This window comes from Achromobacter sp. 2789STDY5608621 (assembly GCF_001299375.1).
Classification (GTDB): domain Bacteria; phylum Pseudomonadota; class Gammaproteobacteria; order Burkholderiales; family Burkholderiaceae_B; genus Achromobacter; species Achromobacter insuavis.
Genome location: NZ_CYTU01000053.1, coordinates 19,301 through 37,172, shown reverse-complemented (window position 1 = coordinate 37,172; position 17,872 = coordinate 19,301). Strand labels below are relative to the sequence as shown.

21 protein-coding genes are annotated in these 17,872 nt (G+C 71.3%); 12 read left to right on the top strand and 9 right to left on the bottom strand.

Translation table 11 applies throughout. The features are described from left to right. Window positions 1–1,223 (bottom strand): malic enzyme-like NAD(P)-binding protein (locus tag AOZ53_RS28920; protein WP_304439188.1); only part of this gene is annotated, 1,223 nt, incomplete at its 3' end. A 106-nt stretch (window positions 1,224–1,329) separates the two neighbouring features. On the opposite strand from AOZ53_RS28920, the gene AOZ53_RS28915 reads away from it, so the two are divergent. The 3 genes from AOZ53_RS28915 (at window position 1,330) to AOZ53_RS28905 (ending at window position 4,068) form a co-directional block, all read left to right on the top strand. Beyond that, window positions 1,330–2,292, top strand: a complete 963-nt coding sequence (locus AOZ53_RS28915) for a LysR substrate-binding domain-containing protein (RefSeq protein ID WP_054490396.1) — start codon at window positions 1,330–1,332, stop codon at window positions 2,290–2,292. Window positions 2,293–2,318: 26 nt separating this feature from the next. Beyond that, on the top strand, window positions 2,319–3,116 hold the full coding sequence (locus AOZ53_RS28910; RefSeq protein ID WP_054490395.1) for an AraC family transcriptional regulator: 798 nt from the start codon (window positions 2,319–2,321) through the stop codon (window positions 3,114–3,116). 82 nt (window positions 3,117–3,198) lie between these two features. Continuing rightward, window positions 3,199–4,068 (top strand): DMT family transporter, encoded by an 870-nt coding sequence (locus AOZ53_RS28905; protein WP_054490393.1) that lies wholly within the window; start codon window positions 3,199–3,201, stop codon window positions 4,066–4,068. On the opposite strand, the gene AOZ53_RS28900 is transcribed toward AOZ53_RS28905, so the two are convergent. Beyond that, window positions 4,065–4,535 carry a MarR family winged helix-turn-helix transcriptional regulator gene (locus tag AOZ53_RS28900; RefSeq protein ID WP_054490402.1) on the bottom strand — a complete coding sequence of 157 codons (471 nt, stop codon included), beginning with the start codon at window positions 4,533–4,535 and terminating at the stop codon, window positions 4,065–4,067. The two genes, AOZ53_RS28905 and AOZ53_RS28900, sit on opposite strands and share 4 nt — an antisense overlap. Window positions 4,536–4,715: 180 nt before the next feature. Here AOZ53_RS28900 and AOZ53_RS28895 point away from each other — a divergent pair, with 180 nt between their 5' ends. Next, complete coding sequence (locus tag AOZ53_RS28895; protein ID WP_054490391.1) at window positions 4,716–6,116, top strand: MATE family efflux transporter; 1,401 nt, start codon at window positions 4,716–4,718, stop codon at window positions 6,114–6,116. Window positions 6,117–6,164: 48 nt separating this feature from the next. Here the strand turns inward: AOZ53_RS28895 and AOZ53_RS28890 are convergent, their stop codons facing one another. After that, entirely contained in the window at window positions 6,165–7,055 is an 891-nt protein-coding gene (locus AOZ53_RS28890) for a LysR substrate-binding domain-containing protein (protein WP_054490389.1), read from the bottom strand. A 123-nt stretch (window positions 7,056–7,178) separates the two neighbouring features. Between AOZ53_RS28890 and AOZ53_RS28885 the strand changes: the two genes are divergently transcribed. Continuing rightward, on the top strand, window positions 7,179–7,589 hold the full coding sequence (locus AOZ53_RS28885) for an SEL1-like repeat protein (RefSeq protein ID WP_054428658.1): 411 nt from the start codon (window positions 7,179–7,181) through the stop codon (window positions 7,587–7,589). Next, complete coding sequence (locus AOZ53_RS28880) at window positions 7,586–8,356, top strand: sulfite exporter TauE/SafE family protein (RefSeq protein ID WP_054490387.1); 771 nt, start codon at window positions 7,586–7,588, stop codon at window positions 8,354–8,356. Before AOZ53_RS28885 ends, AOZ53_RS28880 begins: the two co-directional genes overlap by 4 nt. 14 nt (window positions 8,357–8,370) lie before the next feature. Here the strand turns inward: AOZ53_RS28880 and AOZ53_RS28875 are convergent, their stop codons facing one another. The 3 genes from AOZ53_RS28875 to AOZ53_RS28870 form a co-directional block, all read right to left on the bottom strand. Beyond that, window positions 8,371–9,192: an SDR family NAD(P)-dependent oxidoreductase gene (locus AOZ53_RS28875; protein ID WP_054428660.1), complete on the bottom strand. Its 822-nt coding sequence runs from the start codon at window positions 9,190–9,192 to the stop codon at window positions 8,371–8,373. 170 nt (window positions 9,193–9,362) lie between these two features. Further along, on the bottom strand, window positions 9,363–9,518 hold the full coding sequence (locus AOZ53_RS34875) for a hypothetical protein (RefSeq protein WP_197286538.1): 156 nt from the start codon (window positions 9,516–9,518) through the stop codon (window positions 9,363–9,365). 144 nt (window positions 9,519–9,662) lie between these two features. After that, window positions 9,663–10,550: a LysR family transcriptional regulator gene (locus AOZ53_RS28870; RefSeq protein WP_054460423.1), complete on the bottom strand. Its 888-nt coding sequence runs from the start codon at window positions 10,548–10,550 to the stop codon at window positions 9,663–9,665. A 110-nt stretch (window positions 10,551–10,660) separates the two neighbouring features. On the opposite strand from AOZ53_RS28870, the gene AOZ53_RS28865 reads away from it, so the two are divergent. Beyond that, the gene (locus AOZ53_RS28865) at window positions 10,661–11,563 is read left to right on the top strand and encodes an alpha/beta fold hydrolase (protein WP_054490385.1); all 903 of its coding nucleotides are present in this window, start codon (window positions 10,661–10,663) and stop codon (window positions 11,561–11,563) included. 117 nt (window positions 11,564–11,680) lie between these two features. Continuing rightward, window positions 11,681–12,013, top strand: coding sequence for a hypothetical protein (locus AOZ53_RS28860; RefSeq protein ID WP_054428663.1), 333 nt, complete (start codon window positions 11,681–11,683; stop codon window positions 12,011–12,013). Between the two features lie 33 nt (window positions 12,014–12,046). Here the strand turns inward: AOZ53_RS28860 and AOZ53_RS28855 are convergent, their stop codons facing one another. Continuing rightward, window positions 12,047–12,583 (bottom strand): GNAT family N-acetyltransferase, encoded by a 537-nt coding sequence (locus tag AOZ53_RS28855; RefSeq protein ID WP_054490383.1) that lies wholly within the window; start codon window positions 12,581–12,583, stop codon window positions 12,047–12,049. Window positions 12,584–12,590: 7 nt separating this feature from the next. Then, window positions 12,591–13,163, bottom strand: coding sequence for a helix-turn-helix domain-containing protein (locus AOZ53_RS28850; RefSeq protein ID WP_054490382.1), 573 nt, complete (start codon window positions 13,161–13,163; stop codon window positions 12,591–12,593). A 119-nt stretch (window positions 13,164–13,282) separates the two neighbouring features. On the opposite strand from AOZ53_RS28850, the gene AOZ53_RS28845 reads away from it, so the two are divergent. From AOZ53_RS28845 to alkB, 3 genes are all read left to right on the top strand, one after another. Beyond that, window positions 13,283–14,803 (top strand): phospholipase D family protein, encoded by a 1,521-nt coding sequence (locus AOZ53_RS28845; protein WP_054490380.1) that lies wholly within the window; start codon window positions 13,283–13,285, stop codon window positions 14,801–14,803. 82 nt (window positions 14,804–14,885) lie between these two features. Continuing rightward, a complete protein-coding gene (locus AOZ53_RS28840; RefSeq protein WP_054490378.1) occupies window positions 14,886–15,581 on the top strand; it encodes a 2OG-Fe(II) oxygenase in 696 nt (231 codons plus the stop codon). A gap of 1 nt (window position 15,582) precedes the next feature. Beyond that, window positions 15,583–16,242, top strand: a complete 660-nt coding sequence (alkB, locus tag AOZ53_RS28835; RefSeq protein WP_054490377.1) for a DNA oxidative demethylase AlkB — start codon at window positions 15,583–15,585, stop codon at window positions 16,240–16,242. A 27-nt stretch (window positions 16,243–16,269) separates the two neighbouring features. Here the strand turns inward: alkB and AOZ53_RS28830 are convergent, their stop codons facing one another. Continuing rightward, window positions 16,270–16,812 (bottom strand): carboxymuconolactone decarboxylase family protein, encoded by a 543-nt coding sequence (locus AOZ53_RS28830; RefSeq protein ID WP_054490374.1) that lies wholly within the window; start codon window positions 16,810–16,812, stop codon window positions 16,270–16,272. A 137-nt stretch (window positions 16,813–16,949) separates the two neighbouring features. On the opposite strand from AOZ53_RS28830, the gene AOZ53_RS28825 reads away from it, so the two are divergent. Further along, window positions 16,950–17,807, top strand: coding sequence for an AraC family transcriptional regulator (locus AOZ53_RS28825; RefSeq protein WP_054490372.1), 858 nt, complete (start codon window positions 16,950–16,952; stop codon window positions 17,805–17,807). Window positions 17,808–17,872 lie beyond the last annotated feature (65 nt).

The window sequence follows — 17,872 nt, the reverse complement described above, 5'->3', positions numbered from 1 at the left end:
CGCGTGGCCACGCCGCCTTCCATGGCGGCCTTGGCCACCGCCGGCGCGATGCGCACGATCAGGCGCGGATCGAAGGGCTTGGGAATCAGGTACTCGGGGCCGAACGAGATGTCGTAGGTGCCGTAGGCGGCGGCCACCACTTCGTTCTGCTCTTCCTCGGCCAGCTCGGCGATGGCATACACCGCCGCCTTTTCCATTTCACGCGTGATGGTGGTGGCGCCCACATCCAGCGCGCCGCGGAAGATGTACGGGAAGCACAGCACGTTGTTGACCTGGTTCGGGTAGTCCGAACGGCCGGTCGCCATGACGACGTCGTCGCGCACGCCGTGCGCCACTTCCGGCAGGATTTCCGGGGTGGGGTTGGCCAGCGCCAGGATCAGCGGGCGCGGCCCCATCTTGGCGACCATCTCGGGCTTGAGCACGCCGCCAGCCGACAGGCCCAGGAACACATCCGCGCCCTCGATCACCTCGGCCAGCTTGCGGGCGTCGGTCTTCTGCATGAAGCGCGCCTTGTCCGGGTCCATCAGCACGGTGCGGCCTTCGTAGACCACGCCCTCGATGTCGGTGACCCAGATGTTCTCGAGCGGCAGGCCCAGGTCCACCATCAGATCCAGGCAGGCCAGCGCGGCCGCGCCGGCGCCGGAGGTCACGACCTTGACCTTGTCGATCTGCTTGCCCACGACCTTCAGGCCGTTGATGAACGCGGCGGAAACGGTGATGGCGGTGCCGTGCTGGTCGTCATGGAAGACGGGGATCTTCATGCGCTCGCGCAGCTTGCGCTCGACCGTGAAGCACTCGGGCGCCTTGATGTCTTCGAGGTTGATGCCGCCGAAGGTCGGCTCCAGGCCGGCGATGATCTCGACCAGCTTGTCCGGATCGGTTTCGTTGATCTCGATGTCGAACACGTCCAGGCCGGCGAATTTCTTGAACAGCACCGCCTTGCCTTCCATCACCGGCTTGGAGGCCAGCGCGCCGATGTTGCCCAGGCCCAGCACCGCGGTGCCGTTGGAGATCACGCCGACCAGGTTGCCGCGGCCAGTGTAGCGGAACACATTGGCCGGATCCGTCACGATTTCTTCGCAGGCCGCCGCCACGCCGGGCGAGTACGCCAGGGCCAGGTCACGCTGGTTGGTGAGCGGCTTGGACGCCACGACGGAGATCTTTCCCGGGGTGGGAAACTCGTGGTAGTCCAGAGCGGCCTGGCGGTCTGCTTGCGAATTCATGGGGCGGCGCCTCCTAGTCTTGAATAGGGAAAATTCTAGGGCCGCAGGCATAAGGTGTTCATTCAGATTTAATATTGTCACATCACTTTTATCTTATGCCTTGTCTATGACACCGTTTTCCCCGGATGAGGTGCTCCGGAAACTGACCTCGCGGCTGAAGATGCGGCACCTGATGCTGCTGCTGCAGATCGAGCAGCACGGCTCGCTGACGCGGGTGGCCGAACACATGGCCACCAGCCAGCCCGCCGTGACCAACGCGCTGGCCGAACTGGAAAGCATGTTCGACGTGCCGCTGTTCGAACGCTCGGTGCGCGGCATGACCCCCACCCCCCTGGGCGCGGTGGTGCTGGCGCGGGCCCGGGCGCTGGTGCACGACCTGGGCCACCTGGTGCAGGAAATGGAGGCCGTGGCCGCCGGCCAGGCCGCCCACCTGCACATCGGGGTGATTCCGTTCGTCTCGGGGCAGATGCTGTCGGCCGCCATCGCCCGCACCATGCCGCAGGGGCGCGGCATCACCGCCACCATCCACGAGGGCCAGGGCCCCGCGCTGCTGCGCCAGCTGCGCGACCACACGCTGGACGTAGTGGTGGGCTGGGCCACGCCGTCGGTGGACCTGGGCCAGATCGACTTCGAGGTGCTGTACCACCAGCCGCCGCGCCTGATCGCCAGCCGCCGCCTGGCGGCGCGCCTGGGCCGCGCCCGGCTGGAATGGAACATGCTGGCCGATCTGGACTGGATCCTGGGCACGCCGGACAGCCCGATCCGCGAACAGGTGGCCGACATCTTCCTGCGCGCCGGCCTGGCGCCGCCCACGCCCTCGGTGCAGAGCGATTCGTCCAAGCTGATCGGCGAAATGATCGTCGCCAGCGACCGCGCCGTGTCCATCCTGCCGGCCGACATCGCCGACGAGCTGGTGCGCATCGCCGGCGCGGCGATCGTGCCGTATTCTTTCGACTGGACCTTGCCGCCGATCTCGCTGTTCACCCGCGCCGACGGCCTGCGCCGCAACGTCGACGCCCTGTTCGCGGCGGCGCTGCGCGAGGTCTTCAGCCGCGGCGGGCGGCCCTGATCCCGCCGCCAACCCGGAGCCCTGCCATGCCCGCCAGCCAGTTCGTCATGTCGCGCAGCGCCCTTGCCGGCGTGCAGGCCGTGGCCGCGCGCAGCGGGCGGGCCTTCGCGCGGCATACGCACGACCAGTACGGCATCGGCGTGATCCGCCACGGGGCGCAGGTGTCGCACAGCGGCCGCGGCCAGGTCGAGGCCGGCCCGGGCCACGTCATCACGGTCAATCCCGGCGAGGTGCATGACGGCGCGCCGATCGGCGGCGAACGCGCCTGGCAGATGCTGTACCTGGATCCCGCGGTGGTGGCGGGCGCGGCCGACGCGCTGCCGGCCGCCCGCGGTTTTGAATTCGAACATCCGGTGATGGACGCCCCGGCGCTGGCGGCGGACCTGCTGGCGCTGTATGCGCTGGCCGTGATGGGCGGCGACGCGCTGGCGCGCGACGTGCTGCTGGCGCGGGTGCTGGCGCGCGCCGGCGGCCTGGCGCGAAACGCGCCGGCCGATGACGGCGCCCCCGCCGCCATCCGCCATGCCCTCGGCCTGATCGACGACGCCCCGGCCGCCGCGCTGTCGCTGGCCGACCTGGCCCAGGCCTGCGGCCTGAGCCGCTTCCAGGTGCTGCGCGGTTTCAGCCGCGCCACCGGCATGACGCCCCACGCCTACCAGGTGCAGCGCCGGCTGCTGCTGGCGCGCCGCCTGCTGCGCCAGGGCATGGCGCTGGCCGACGCGGCGGCCAGCGCCGGCTTTGCCGACCAGAGCCACATGACCCGGCTGTTCACGCGCGCCTACGGCGTCTCGCCCGGGCGCTACGCGCTGGCCGCCGCCGGCTGAATCGGCGCCGCGCAATTTCGTTCAAGACCGCGGCCCCCGTCCGCGCCTACGCTGCGGCCTTCTCCGTCATGGCCGCATCCTCATGAACCGTACCCTGCAAGGCTATTGCTGCCTGGCCGCCGCGATGGCGCTGGTCGGCAGCACCGTCGTCGCCAGCAAGATCATCGCCGCCGGCCTGCCGCCGTTCAGCGCCACCGCGCTGCGCTTCGCCCTGGCGCTGCCCTGCTTCGCCGTGCTGTGGAAGCTGACTGGCGCGCGCCTGCCGCGCCTGGCCTGGCGCGACTGGCTGCTGCTGGCGGCGCAGGCCATCGCCGGCAGCGTCGGCTACACCACGCTGCTGATCGCCGGCCTGCAGCGCACGTCGGCGGTGGACGGCGGCGTGATCCTGGGCACGCTGCCGCTGGTGTCGGCCGGCATCGCCATCGCCCTGCTGGGCGAGCGGCCCGGCAAGGCCACGCTGCTGGCCATCGCGGTGGCGGCGGCGGGCGTCTGGCTGATGACGCGAAGCGGCGTGGCGCAGGATGGCGGCACGCTGCCGGGCAACGCGCTGGTGCTGGGCGCGGTGCTGTGCGAGGGCTTGTTCATCCTGCTGCACAAGCGGCTGCGGGCGCCGGTGCCGCCGCTGGCGCTGTCGACGCTGATGGTCGCCATCGGCCTGGCGGTGTGCCTGCCGGCGGCTCTCGCCGAAGCGCCCTGGACGCGGCCGGTGCCGGTGGACGCGCTGCTGGCCGTGGCCTATTACGCGCTGGCGCCGACCGTGGGCGGCTTCGTGCTGTGGTACGCCGGCGCCGAACGCGTCAGCGGCTCGGACGCCGCGCTGTTCACCGCGATCGCGCCGGTCTCGGCCGTGTTGCTGGCCGCGCTGCTGCTGGGCGAGGCGCTGTCGGTCAGCCAGTTGACCGGCATGGCCTGCGTGCTGGGCGCGGTGCTGGTGCTGGCCCGCGCGCGCTAGCCGCGGCTGAACGCCAGCGCGAACTCGTCGGAGAAGATGTCCGCCAGCGAGGTCCGCAACGCCGCGGCCCGCTCGGCGCCGTAGGCGGCCTCGAAGCGGCGCTGCGCGTCCTTCCACAGGCGTTTGGATTCGGCCAGCTTGTCGCGGCCGGCGTCGGTCAGCGCCACGCGGCGGCTGCGGCCGTCGCGCTCGTCGCGGGCCATGTGGACGTAGCCATCGCGCTCGAGCGGCTTGAGGTTGTGCGCCAGCGCGGAACGGTCCAGCACCATGGCGCGCGCCAGGTCGGTCATGGACGGCGAGCCGGCGCGGGCGATGTGCACCAGGATCGAGTGCTGCGACACTTTCAGGCCGCAGGGCGCGAGCACCGTGTCGTACAGCTGCGAGACGCGCCGGGTCGCCTTGCGCAGCGCGGCGCCGTTGCAGACCAGCGGGTCCTGGGGAATGGCGGAGGAATCGGCGTCGGACATGATGGCTTCGGACGGCAAGGGGAAAAGGTACGCCGGGGCGGCGCGCGCCGGCGCGGCCAGGAAAGGGGCCGCTGGCGAGCCCATAACGCTACTGCCGCGCCGGGTTCGAGTCTAGCGCAATCTTGACAGATATTGGCATATGCACGTAAATTTTGCGGACTCCCCCTCCGGCCGTCCGCCATGTCCGCCTCTTCCGCGCCCCGCCCCGCCAATGCCCGCCTGCAGGCCATGCTGCACGCGCCGATCGCCCCCACGCTGGCCAGGCTGGCGTGGCCCAACATCCTGATGATGCTGGCGCAGTCCGCCACCGGCCTGATCGAGACCTGGTTCCTGGCGCGGCTGGGCACGCCGGTGCTGGCGGGCGTGGCGCTGGTGGTGCCGGTGCTGATGTTGATGCAGAACATGTCGCAGGGCGCCATGGGCGGCGGCATCTCCGCCGCGGTGGCGCGCACGCTGGGCGCCGGACGGCAGCAGGAGGCCGACCAGCTGGTGCTGCACGCGGTGGTGCTGAACGCCGCGCTGGGCCTGCTGTTCTGCGTGCTGCTGCTGGCCTTCGGGCCGCTGCTGTACCGCGCCCTGGGCGCCGAAGGCGCCGCGCTGGAGGCGGCACTGGCCTATTCCAACGTCATCTTCGGCGGCATCGTGCTGATGTGGCTGATGAACGCGTTCGCCAGCGTCATCCGCGGCACCGGCAACATGCTGGTGCCGGGCGCGGTGATTTGCGGCGGCGCGCTGCTGCTGGTGCCGCTGTCGCCGTGCCTGATCTTCGGCTGGGGCCCGTTCCCGGCGCTGGGCGTGGCCGGCGGCGGCTGGGCGCTGGTCACTTACTACGCCGTCGGCACGCTGGTGCTGGGCGGCTATTGCCTGAGCGGCCGCAACGCCGCGCGCCTGACCCGCTGCCGCCTGCACCTGAGCCTGATGCGCAACATCCTCAGCGTCGGCGCGCTGGCCACGCTCAATCCGCTGCTGACCAACGGCCTGGTGGCGCTGACGGCGGCGCTGGTGGGCGCCTATGCCGGCACCGCCGCGGTGGCCGGCTACGGCATCGCGGTGCGGCTGGAATACCTGATGATGCCGCTGGCGTTCGGCCTGGGCGCGCCGATGGTCGCGATGGTCGGCTCCAACATCGGCGCCGGCCAGCCGGAACGCGCCCTGCGCGTGGCGCTCACCGGCGGCGCGATGGCGTTCGCGCTGGCCGAGGCGCTCGGCCTGGCGGCGGCGCTGTTTCCCGAAGTGTGGCTGCGCCTGTTCGGCGCCGAGGACCACATGCTGGAAGCCGGCAGCGCCTATCTGCGCATCGTCGGGCCGGTGTACGGCTTCTTCGCGCTCGGGTTCTCGATGTACTTCGCCTCGCAGGGCGCGGGCCGCCTGAAATGGCCGCTGTGGGCCGGCTTCCTGCGCCTGGCGGTGGGCGCGGGCATCGGCGGCGTGGCGCTGCACCTGACCGGATCGCTGACGCTGTTCTTCCTGATCGCCGCGGCCGCCATGTGCCTGTATGGCCTGATCATCCTGACCGCCGTGGCGTCGGGCTCATGGTTCGAGCGGGGGCACCTGCGCAAGCCCGGACTGGCGCAACGCTGAGGACGCGCGGGGGGCTGGTTCACGCCAACACGCGCCACGCGCTGGCCGCTAGGTCTTGGGCGCATCGCGCAGCGCGTAGGCCACCAGCTGCTGCGCATAGGCCGGCAGCTCGCCGCGCACGCACAGCACCAGGTCGCGCACGGCCCAGTCGTCGACCAGCGCAACCCGCCGCACACCGGCCGCGCGGCCGTAGCGCACCGCCGCCACCTTCGGCATGATGGCGATGCCCACGCCCTGCCCCACCATGCGGCAGACGGCGTCGAAGCTGCGCAGCCGCACGCGGTACGACAGCGCCTTGCCGCCGCGGCGCGCATGGTGCGCGATGTGCTCCTGCAATGCGCTGCCTTCCACCAGCCCCACGAATTCCTCGTCCGCCACGTCGGCCAGCAGCGCCGTCTCGCGCCCCGCCAGCCGATGGCCTGGCGGCAGCACCAGCGCCAGCGGGTCATGGCGAAAGCGCAGCACCCGCAGGCCGTGCAGATCCGTGGAATCGGCCAGCACGCCGATGTCGCAGGTGCCGGCGCGCAGGGCGTCGGCGATTTCGTAGCTGAGGCGCTCTTCCAGGTCGACCGAGACGCGCGGGTGGTCCTTGAGGAAGGCGCCCAGCACCTGCGGCAGGTACTCGCTGAGCGCGGTGGTGTTGCACAGCACCCGCACGTGGCCCTTGAGCCCCTGGCCGTAGTGGTCCAGCTCGCCGCGCATGCGGTCCATCTGCGCCAGCACCAGGCGCGCGTGATGCGCCAGCGTGCGGCCGGCGGGCGTGGCCTGCACGCCGCGATGCTCGCGCAGCAGCAGCGGCACGCCCAGCGTCTCTTCCATGCCGCGGATGCGTTCGCTGGCGGACGCCAGCGTCATGTGCGAGCGACGGGCGCCCGCCGTGATGGAGCCGGTTTCCTGCACATTGAGGAAGAGCCGCAGATCGGTCAGGTCGAAGCGCATGCGAAAAGCGTAGCACGCCAGGCTCAGGCTGTTCCATAGGCAGACTCAGCGAGATCCCGATATGGGTTCATCGCCCGCCGCGCGCAGAATCGGGCTGTCGATCATCCATCACGGGGAATTTCCATGAACCACTCCCTCACGCGGCGCATGGCCGTGGCCTGGCCGGCCGCGCTGCTGATCGCGCTGGCGCTGCACTCCTCAGGCCGCGCCGAAGCCAGCAACGGCCTGTCGGCCTACGCCACCCCGGTGCAGAAATACGCCCTGGCGCTGGAGGCCCAGACCCAGGGCGACTATCCCGCCATGCTGACGTGGCTGCGGGCCGCGGCGCGCGAAGGCCATGCGCCGGCCCAGCGCATGCTCGGCATCGCCCTGATCGGCGGCCCCGCGCTGTATGGCGCCAGCCAGCCCGCCGACCTGTGCGAAGGCCGCCAGTGGCTGCTGCGCGCCGCCAGCCAGGGCGGCGCCGACGACGTCGCCTATGCCCTGTTCGGCCGGCCGCGCGACCCGCTCACCGCGCATTGCGAGGCCGCATGAACCTGCACGAATTGTCCGGCATCGCCACGCCGGCGCTGCTGATGGCGACCGCCGCCGTGTTCGTTCTGGCCGGCGTGGTCAAGGGCGTGGTGGGGCTGGGCCTGCCGACCATCTCCATGGCCATGCTGGCGCTGGTGATGGCGCCGGCCCAGGCCGCCGCGCTGCTGATCGTGCCGTCGCTCATCACCAATCTCTGGCAGGCGCGGCCGTGGCCGACGCTGATGCGGGTGCTGCGCCGCATCGGCGCGATGCAGCTCGGCGTGTGCGCGGGCACGATCGGCGGCGCGCTTTGGCTGGGCGCGCCGGCCGGCCACTGGGCCAGCGTCTGCCTGGGCGTCGCCCTGGTGGCCTACGCGGCCTGGGGCTTGTTCGGCAAGCCGCCCGTGGTCCCGGCGCGCCACGAGGGCGCGCTGGGCGCGGCGGTCGGCGTGGTCACCGGCCTCATCACCGCCGCCACCGGCGTCTTCGTGATTCCCGCCGTGCCATATCTGCAGGCGCTGAACCTGGGCAAGGATGGGCTGATCCAGGCCATGGGGATTTCGTTCACGGTCTCGACCGTCGCGCTGGCGGCGGGCCTGTGGCTGACCGGCAGCTACAGCCCGGACGCGGCCGGCGCCTCGGTGCTGATGCTGCTGCCGGCGCTGGCCGGCATGGCGCTGGGACAATGGCTGCGCGACAGGCTGTCGCCGCGCGCCTTCAAGCAATGCTTCATGGTGAGCCTGGCGCTGCTGGGCGCCTACCAGGTGGCGCAGGGCCTGGCCGGGTAGGCGCCGCCCGGCGCTCAGGCCGCCATGCGCCGTTCGTCGACGAAGCCGATCGACACGGACATCTCGCGCCAGCGCGCCAGCTCCTGCTGCACCGACTGGATCTTGCCCCGCGCCTGGTCGAAGGCGTCGCGGCCCAGGAACAGATGCAGCGGCGCGTACTGCCCGTCGGCCGCCTGGATCAGCGCGCGCGCCGCCTTGGCCGGATCGCCGGCGGCCGGATATCCCGCCGCCACGGCCTGTCCCGCTTCGGGATGGCCGCCGCGCTCGTCAGCGCCCGCCCGCATCGCGCCCGGGTAGACCAGCGACACCCGCACGCCGTGCGGCGCGGCTTCCAGCGCCAGCGCCTCGGTCAGGCCGCTGACCGCGAACTTGGCGGCGCTGTAGGCGCCCCAGCCGGCGCGGCCGCCATCGAAACCGAGGATCGACGAGATATTGAATACGTGCCCCGCGCGCTGGGCGCGCAGGCGCGGCATCACCGCGCGCACCACGTTCAGCACGCCGAACACGTTGACATCGAAGCTGCCGCGCAAGGCGTCGTCGGACAGCGTTTCCAGCGGCCCGGACAGGCCGTGGCCGGCGTGGTTGACCACCACGTCGATGCGGCCGAACGCGGCAATGGCGGTGTCGACCGCGCGGCGCACGTTGCCTTCATCGGCCAGATCCACTTCCAGCGGCAGGAAGCGGCCTTCGAGCTTGGCGCCCACGGCCTCCATCAACACATCCACATCGTCGGCCGTGGCCGCGACGTGGCACCCCTGATCGAGCAGCATCCTGACCAGTGCCAGACCCAGGCCGCCCGCGGCGCCTGTGACAAACCAGATTTTTTCGGTGCTCATGCGATCTCCCTCTGCTTGCAGCCGCCGGCAACACGCCGGCGACCCGCCGTCGTCCATGGATTCACGCGGAAACCATCGACCCCGGGCGTGAGAGGGATATTAAGAATCGCGTGGTGCAGCGTACAGGCTCGTTCTTGCGTGAAACCTGCCTATTTCTACAGCCTTGCGCCTCAGCCCAGCGCGCTGCGGTAGTGCTCGCTGTCGAAGCGCGGCGAGGTGTCGGCGGCCGGCGCCTCGGCCGGGGCGGCGGCCACGGGCGCGGCGGCGGCGTCGACGCCGAAGAGGGAGAGTTCAGCGGTGACCAATGCAAGCAGGAAATTTGCCATGATGATTCCTTGGATTCAGATGCCTGGACCGGCGGCGGCTGCGCCGGTCTTATAGAAGACATGGGCACCATCGTGCGGGACGCGGCGCCACGCGTCCATTTGGTTTCCTCAATCAGGGCGATTGAAACAACGCAAGCCCGCGGTTCAGCGCGCGAACCGGCGCCGCTGCCCGGTCTCGCGCACGGCCGCGACCAGGGCCCGCACCGCCGGCTCGGCCGAGCGCGCAAAGGCGTAGAAGCGCGCGTTGGGCAGCGCCGGCATGCCGTCCTCGCGCGACAGCGCGCGCAGGCCCTGGCGCAACTGGCTGCGCGCCACCGGGGCCACCGCGAAGCCGGCCTGCGCCGCCGCCAGGCAGCCCGCCATGCTGGCGCTTTCGAACGCCGGCAGCCAGGCGCGCCGCGCCTTGCCCAGCGCCGCGATCGCGGCCTCGCGGTAGACGCAGGGATCGGGAAACACCGCCAGCGGCACGCGCTCGCCCGGCTTCCACGGCTTGTCCTCGCCCCAGGCCCACACCAGTTCCTCTTCCCACAGCAGTTCGCCGTCATCGTGCACGCGCGCACAGCGCTTGCCGAACACCACGTCGAGCTTGCCGCGTTCCTGCTGGCGCAGCAGGTCGGCCGTGACGCCCACCTTCAATTCGATCGACGCGCCGGGATGGGCGCGGTGGAACGCCTGCAGCACCTCGGCCAGCCAGGCGCCGGCGAAGTCTTCCGAGGAGCCGATGCGCAACCGTCCCTTCAGGCCGGCGCCGCGCAGGCGGGCGCGGGCCTCGCGTTCCAGGTCGACGATATTGCGCGCGTAGGCGTAGAGCGTCTCGCCCGCCGCGGTCAGCTCGAAGCTGCGGGTGGTGCGCTCCAGCAGCACGGCGCCGGCCGCCGACTCCAGGCGCTTGATGTGGCCGCTGACCGCCGACGGCGTCAGCGCCAGCGCATCGGCCGCCAGCGCGAAGCCGCCATGGTCCACGACCTCCAGGAAGGTGCGCAGCAGGGTCAGGTCCAGCACCGCGCCGGCCGGCGCCGCGGGGGTGTCCATGGGCGATTCCTCAATACGTGATTCATTGATAATAACTTCACATTATTCACCAATCGTGATTGCCGGCGCCGCTATCGTGGCCTTTCCCGATACCGCAAGGACGCACGACCATGACCGCCTACGCCACCCTCCGCACGCCCCGGCTGGAGATCGCCTACCTCGAATGGAATCCCGGCGGCGAGCGCGTCGCCGTGCTGCTGCACGGCTGGCCCGACAGCCCCGAATGCTGGCGCCCGGTGGCGCAGCGCCTGGCGGCGGAGGGCTACCGCGTGCTATGCCCGGCGCTGCGCGGCTTCGGCCCGACCCGCTTCCTGGACGCGGCGACGCCGCGCAGCGGCGAACTGGCGGCGCTGGGCCGCGATCTGCTGGACTTCATCGCCGCGCTCGGGCTGCGCCGGCCGCTGCTGGTCGGCCACGACTGGGGCGCGCGCGCCGCCGCCAACGCCTGCGGCCTGCAACCCGGCGTGGCCTCGCACCTGGCGCTGCTGTCGGTCGGCTACGGCACCAACGACCCGGCGCAGGCCCTGCCGCTGCCGCAGGCGCGCAACTACTGGTACCACTGGTTCATGGCCACGCCGCGCGGCGCGGCGGCCGTGCGCGAGGAGGCACGCGCCTTCACGCGCTATCTGTGGGACACCTGGTCGCCGTCCGGCTGGTACCAGCCGGACGAATTCGACGAGGCCGCGCGCGCCTTCGACAACCCCGACTGGCCCGCGGTGGTGCTGCACTCGTACCGCCAGCGCTGGGGCTTCGAGGCCGGCGACCCGGCCTACGCCGAGGACAGCGCGCGGCTCACGCCCGCGCCGCAACTGGCGCTGCCCACGCTGGTGCTGCACGGCGGCGCGGACACCTGCAACCTGCCCGCGACGTCCGAGGGCCGCGAGCACTATTTCACCGGCGGCTATGAACGGCGGGTGCTGGACGGCGTCGGCCACTTTCCGCAGCGCGAAGCGCCGCAGGCGGTGGCCGCGGCGCTGCTGAAATTCCACGCGGACGGGCCCGCCGCGCGCTGACGGGCCGGCGCGGCGCCCGGCAGGAAAACGGGGAATGGCGGATAATCGCGGTATTTCCCGCCGCCCTCGCGGCGGCTTCTTGCGGGCGTTCGCGCCCGGCAGCATTCGGAGTCAGCTATGTATCGCGGCATTGAGGCGATCGAACACTTCATGGTATCCATCGGCCTGACCTGGCAGCCCGGCCGCACCCAGAGCGCCGAACTGCGCGCCAGCTACCGCATCGGCAACACCCGGCCGCTGGGCATCGACTGCACCCTGGTGGAATTCCACTGTGACGCCAAGCGCCCCAAGGTCTGGGTGCCCGAGTTCTCGCGCACCAGCTTCCACCAATGGTTCGAAGTGCCGTTCCAGGAATTCGAATTCACGCCGGGCGGCTCGATGCTGAAGATCAAGGCCGCCGCGCGCGGCAACGCCCCGCCCTACAGCGTGGGCCTGAAGCCGCTCGCCTGAGCGGCCTGCCCGCCCGGCCCCCGCCGGGCCTGGCTACAACGGCTTGTACATGATGGTCGTGCCGTCCAGCCGGTTCGGATCGCGCGCATCCCGGGCGAATCCCGGAATCACCCCCACCGTGCGGTAACCCAGCGAGGTATACAGCGGCTCGGCGTTGTCGCCGGTGCGCGTATCCAGCGTGATCAGGCTGCGGCCGGCGGCCACGGCCGTGGCCTCCGCCGCCTGCATCAGTTCGCGGGCGATGCCGCGACGGCGGAAATCGGGGTGCACCAGCAGCTTGCGGATCTCGGCGCGATGCGGCTGGTTGGGCGGCGTATCGCAGTCCAGCTGCACCGCGCCGGCCACCCGCCCTTCGCGCATCGCCACCCACAGCACCAGGCCGCCGCTTTCCAGCGGCGGCAGCACCTTGTCGAGCCAGAACGCGCGCGCCGCCTCGGGGCCGAAGGGCAGCACGAAGCTGACGCTGGCGCCGTCCTGCACGCAGGCATGCAGCAGGTCGCCCAGGCCGGGCAGCAGGGCGTGGGCCTCATCGGCGGTAACGGCGGTCAATGCAGGGGTTTCGATGGACATGGCGGACTCAGACGATGAACAACAGGTAGCGGGCGCCGCTGTGCGGCGGGGTATCGAACGCGCTGGCGCCATAGAGCTGGTAGCGCAGGCAGTCGCCCGGCCCGAGCGCATGGGCCTGGCCGTCGACGCGGATGGAGAGCTCGCCTTCGAGCATCACCAGGTGGTGTTCCAGCCCGGCGCGCGGCGACTGTTCGTATTCGATATGGGCGCCGGCCGGCAATTCGCAGGCCAGCACTTCGCCGGCCAGCTTCTGCGACGGCGGCGACACCGAGCGCCGCCGGAAGCCCGTGGCGCCATCGACCCACACGGCCTGCGCCGCGCCCGGCACCAGCGGCGCGAAGTCGTCTTCGACCATGCGCATCAGGCGCGACATGGTCATGCCATAGGCGCCGCAGAGCTTGCCGAGCACGCTGGCGGTGGGGCTGACCTCGGCGTTTTCCAGGCGCGACAGCGTGGCGCGGCTGATGCCGGCGCGCGACGCGAGTTCGTCCAGCGGCCAGCCGCGCTCGGTGCGCAAGGCCTTCAGGCGGCCGGCCAGGCGTTGGTCCAGGTCGATATCGGGAGCGGATGAATTTTCCATATTAGAGAATTTATCTCAAATATGGAAAACCATCAATCACCCCGGGCGTTCCCGCCCCCCGACGCTGCCGCCGGCAATTCGGCACAATACGGCGTATGCACACAGCCCGATTCGTTTCCATGACCGTCCTCTGCCTGGGCATCCTGACGGGCTGCAGCCTGCCGCCCCTGGAATCGCGCAATGCCTCGCAGGCGCTGGCGCCCGACGTCGCCCGCGACACGGCGCTGGGCCGCGCCATCGCGCCGCTGGCGGCGCGGCACCCGGGCAAATCCGGCATCCACCCGCTGGCCGACGCCCACGACGCCTTCGCCGCGCGCATGATGCTGGTGCGCGCCGCCCAGCGCAGCCTGGACGTGCAGTACTACATCTGGCACGACGACATGACCGGCACCATGCTGCTGGAGGCGCTGCACGCGGCGGCCGACCGCGGCGTGCGCGTGCGGCTGCTGCTGGACGACAACGGCACCGCCGGGCTGGACACGGTGCTGGCGGCGCTGGACGCGCATCCGAACATCGAGGTGCGCCTGTACAACCCATTCGTGGTGCGCTGGCCCAAGTCCATCGGCTACCTGACCGACTTCCGCCGCCTGAACCGGCGCATGCACAACAAGTCGCTCACCGCCGACAACCAGGCCACCATCGTCGGCGGCCGCAACATCGGCGACGAATACTTCGGCGCCACCAACGGCGTGCTGTTCACCGACCTGGACGTGCTGGCCGTGGGCGCCGTGGTGCCGGACGTCTCGGCCGATTTCGACCGCTACTGGGCCAGCGAGTCGGCCTATCCGGTAGCCGCGCTGCTCAAACCCGCCGGCCCCGATGCGCTGGCCGCGCTGGAACGCAAGGCCAGCGCCGTCGAACAGTCGCCCGAGGCCGCCGCCTACGCCGAGGCGATGCGCGCGCTGCCGTTCATCCAGCAACTGCTGCGCGGCGAGCTGGCGCTGGAGTGGGCCGATACGCGCATGGTCAGCGACGATCCGCGCAAGACGCTGGGCACCGCGCCGCCCGAGGCCATGCTGCCGCACCAGCTGCACGACATCGTCGGCGCGCCGACGACCGACCTGGAGCTGGTCTCGCCCTATTTCGTGCCCACCGCCAGCGGCACCGAGGCCTTTGCGCGCATGGCGCAAGGCGGCGTCAAGGTGCGGGTGCTGACCAATGCCCTGGAGGCCACCGACGTGGCCGTGGTGCATTCGGGCTACGCCTCGCGCCGCCACGACCTGCTGGCCGCCGGCGTGGAACTGTTCGAGATGAAGCGCCAGGCGGCCGAGGTCGAGCGCAACAAGAGCCTGGGGCCGTTCGGCAGCTCCGGCTCCAGCCTGCACGCCAAGACCTTCGCGGTGGACGGGCGCAGCGTGTTCGTCGGCTCGTTCAATTTCGACCCGCGCTCGGCGCGGCTGAACACCGAGCTGGGCTTCGTGATCGACAGCCCGAACCTGGCGCGCCACATCGCCGACGCCTTCGAGCACGACATTCCGCGCAGCGCCTATCGCGTCTGCCTGGACGACAAGGGCCGGCTCTACTGGCTGGAACAGCGCGACGGCCGCACGATCCGCCACGACACCGAACCGGGCACCACCGCCTGGCAGCGCTTTTCGGTGTGGTTCGTGTCGTTGCTGCCGATCGAATCGCTGTTGTAGGCGGCGGCAACTTACGGAGTTCGGCGCCGGCCCGATGGCGCTAGACTGGACCCTGTCGCCTTTTTTTTGCGCATCGCCCCCCATGAGCAAGCTGGACACCCTGGACTGGACCCGCATCGCCGCCGACCTGGACGCGCGCGGCCACGCCGTGGCCGCCGGCCTGCTGACGCCGGCGCAATGCCAGGCGCTGGCCGCCGGCTACGACGACGAGCACCGCTACCGCAGCCGCATCGTCATGAGCCGCCATGGGTTCGGCCGCGGCGAATACAAGTATTTCGCCTATCCGCTGCCGCGCCTGCTGCACAACCTGCGCACCGCGCTGTATCCGCGCCTGGCGCCGATCGCCAACCGCTGGAACCGGCAGATGGGCATCGCGGTGGATTACCCGGATGCGCACGCCGACTTCCTGGCGCGCTGCCACCAGGCCGGCCAGCGCCGGCCAACGCCGCTGATCCTGCGCTACGGGCCGGGCGACTACAACTGCCTGCACCAGGACCTGTATGGCGAACACGTATTCCCGCTGCAAGTGGCGGTGCTGCTGTCGCGGCCGGACCAGGACTTCAGCGGCGGCGAGTTCGTCATGACCGAGACCGACAGCGCGGGCCAACGCGCCGAAGTGCTGCCGCTGCGCCAGGGCGACGCGCTGGTCTTCACCGTCAACCAGCGCCCGGTCGCCGGCGCGCGCGGCTGGCGCCGCGTGGCCATGCGCCACGGCGTCAGCACGCTGCGCGACGGCCAGCGCCACACGCTCGGCGTGATCTTCCACGACGCGACCTGACATGGGAACCAGCCTGAACCTGTTTGACGACGAGGAAACCGCGCAGACCGGCCGCGAGCGCATCGGCGCGCAGTCGGTGGTGCTGCGCGGTTTCGCGCTGCCGGCGGCGCGGGCGCTGCTGGCCGGCGTCGACGCGGTGCGCCGGGAGGCGCCCTTTCGCCACATGGTCACGCCCGGCGGCCTGCCCATGTCGGTGGCGCTGACCAATTGCGGCGACTTCGGCTGGACCAGCGACGAGCGCGGCTACCGCTACACCCGCGAAGACCCGCGCACGGGGCAGCCGTGGCCGGCGATGCCGGAGGCCTTCGACACGCTGGCGCGCGAGGCCGCGCGGGCGGCGGACTTTCCCGGCTTCGCGCCGGACGCCTGCCTGGTCAACCGCTACCAGCCCGGCTCGCGCCTGTCGCTGCACCAGGACAAGGACGAGCGCGACTACGACGCGCCCATCGTGTCGGTGTCGCTGGGCATGCCGGCGGTGTTCCTGTTCGGCGGCCACGAGCGCGGCGACAAGGCCGTGCACGTGCCGCTGTTCCATGGCGACGTGGTGGTGTGGGGCGGCGTCGACCGCCTGCGCTATCACGGCGTCCTGCCGCTGAAAGACCGCCCCCACCCCACGCTGGGCAGCGTGCGGATCAACTTCACCATCCGCAAGGCGGGCTGAGGCGGCCCAAGCCGCCCCGGCCGCCGCTCAGGCGGCGCGCAACGCCACCTTGGGAAAGTCCACCGGCACGTCGAAGGCAACGTTGACGTAGTTGGTGAACAGGTTCAGCGCCACGTGCGCCAGCAGCTCCACGATCTGGCCGTCGTCGAAGCCGGCCTGGCGCAAGGCGGCCACATCGGCATCGCCCACCTGGCCGCGATCGCGCACCAGCTTGAGCGCGAACGCCAGCGCCGCGGCGGTGCGCGGGTCATCGGCGCGGCCGGCCTGGGCCGCGGCCATTTCCTCGGCGCTGGCGCCGGCCTTGCGGCCCAGCGCGGTATGCGCCGCCAGGCAGTATTCGCAGCGGTTGCTGTCGGCCACGGCCACGGCGATCTTCTCGCCCAGCTGCGCGGACAGGCTGCCAGCGCCCAGGGCGCCGAACGCGGCCCACATGCTGGCCAGCGCCGCGGGCGAATTGGCGACCGCGCGGAACATGTTGGGCGTGGCGCCGAACGCGCCGTGGATCTGGCGCAGCAGGTCCTGGCTGGCGGCCGGGGCGGAGGCGGTATCGAGCAGGGGAACGCGGGACATGATGGTTTCCTTTGAATGAAGGGAAGTGGGCGGGAAACCGGCACGGAGGGCCGGCGCCTGGCACCCAGTATTCCCCTTCCCGCAGTACCATTGGATACTAAACGTCCATCAAACATATCCAATCGTCCAAGCCCGTCATGACGCCTCCCGTTGACCGCCTGTCTTCCCTGCTGGAGCAGTTCCGCGCCCGCGCCCGGCTGTTCCATAGCGGCGCCATGTGCGGCCTGACCCGGTTCGCGCCGGAAACCGGCCGGGGCTTTCTGCACGTGCTGCGGCGCGGCCGCATGGAGGTGCGCCATCCGCCGGGCGGCGGCCTGCCGCGGCGGATGGCGCTGGCCGAGCCGACGCTGCTGTTCTATCCACGGCCGGTGCGGCACGACTTCCACAATCCGCCGCGGGACGGTTCGGACTTCACCTGCGCCACGCTCGATTTCGACGGCGGCGCGCGCAATCCCCTGGTGCGCGCGCTGCCGCCGTTGATCGCCCTGCCGCTGGCGCGGGTCGAGGGGCTGGAACAATCCCTGGCGCTGCTGTTCGCCGAGACCGAATCGGTGCGCTGCGGCCAGCGCCTGCTGGCCGACAAGCTGTTCGAGGTGGTGTTGATCCAGCTGTTGCGCTGGCTCATCGACCATCCCGAACAGGCCGGCATCCAGGCCGGGCTGATGGCCGGCCTGGCCGACCCGCGGCTGGCGCGCGCGCTGGTCGCCATGCACCAGGCGCCCGGCGCGTCCTGGAGCCTGGCCGCGCTGGCCGCCGAGGCCGGCATGTCGCGCAGCGCGTTCGCCGCCGCGTTCCACGAAACGGTCGGCCAGCCGCCGGCCGACTACCTGGCGGACTGGCGCCTGGCGCTGGCCCAGGCGCGGCTGCGCGAAGGGCGGCCGGTCAAATCGATCGCGGCCGAGCTGGGCTACGCCAACGCCTCGGCGCTGTCGCGCGCCTTCAGCCGCAAGCTGGGCGCCTCGCCGCGCGCCTGGCGGGAACAACCGGACGATTGAGGCCGCCCGCCATGCGGGTTCCCCAGAACTGGCGGCGGCCGCGCGGCGGCCCTACTATCGGGCAC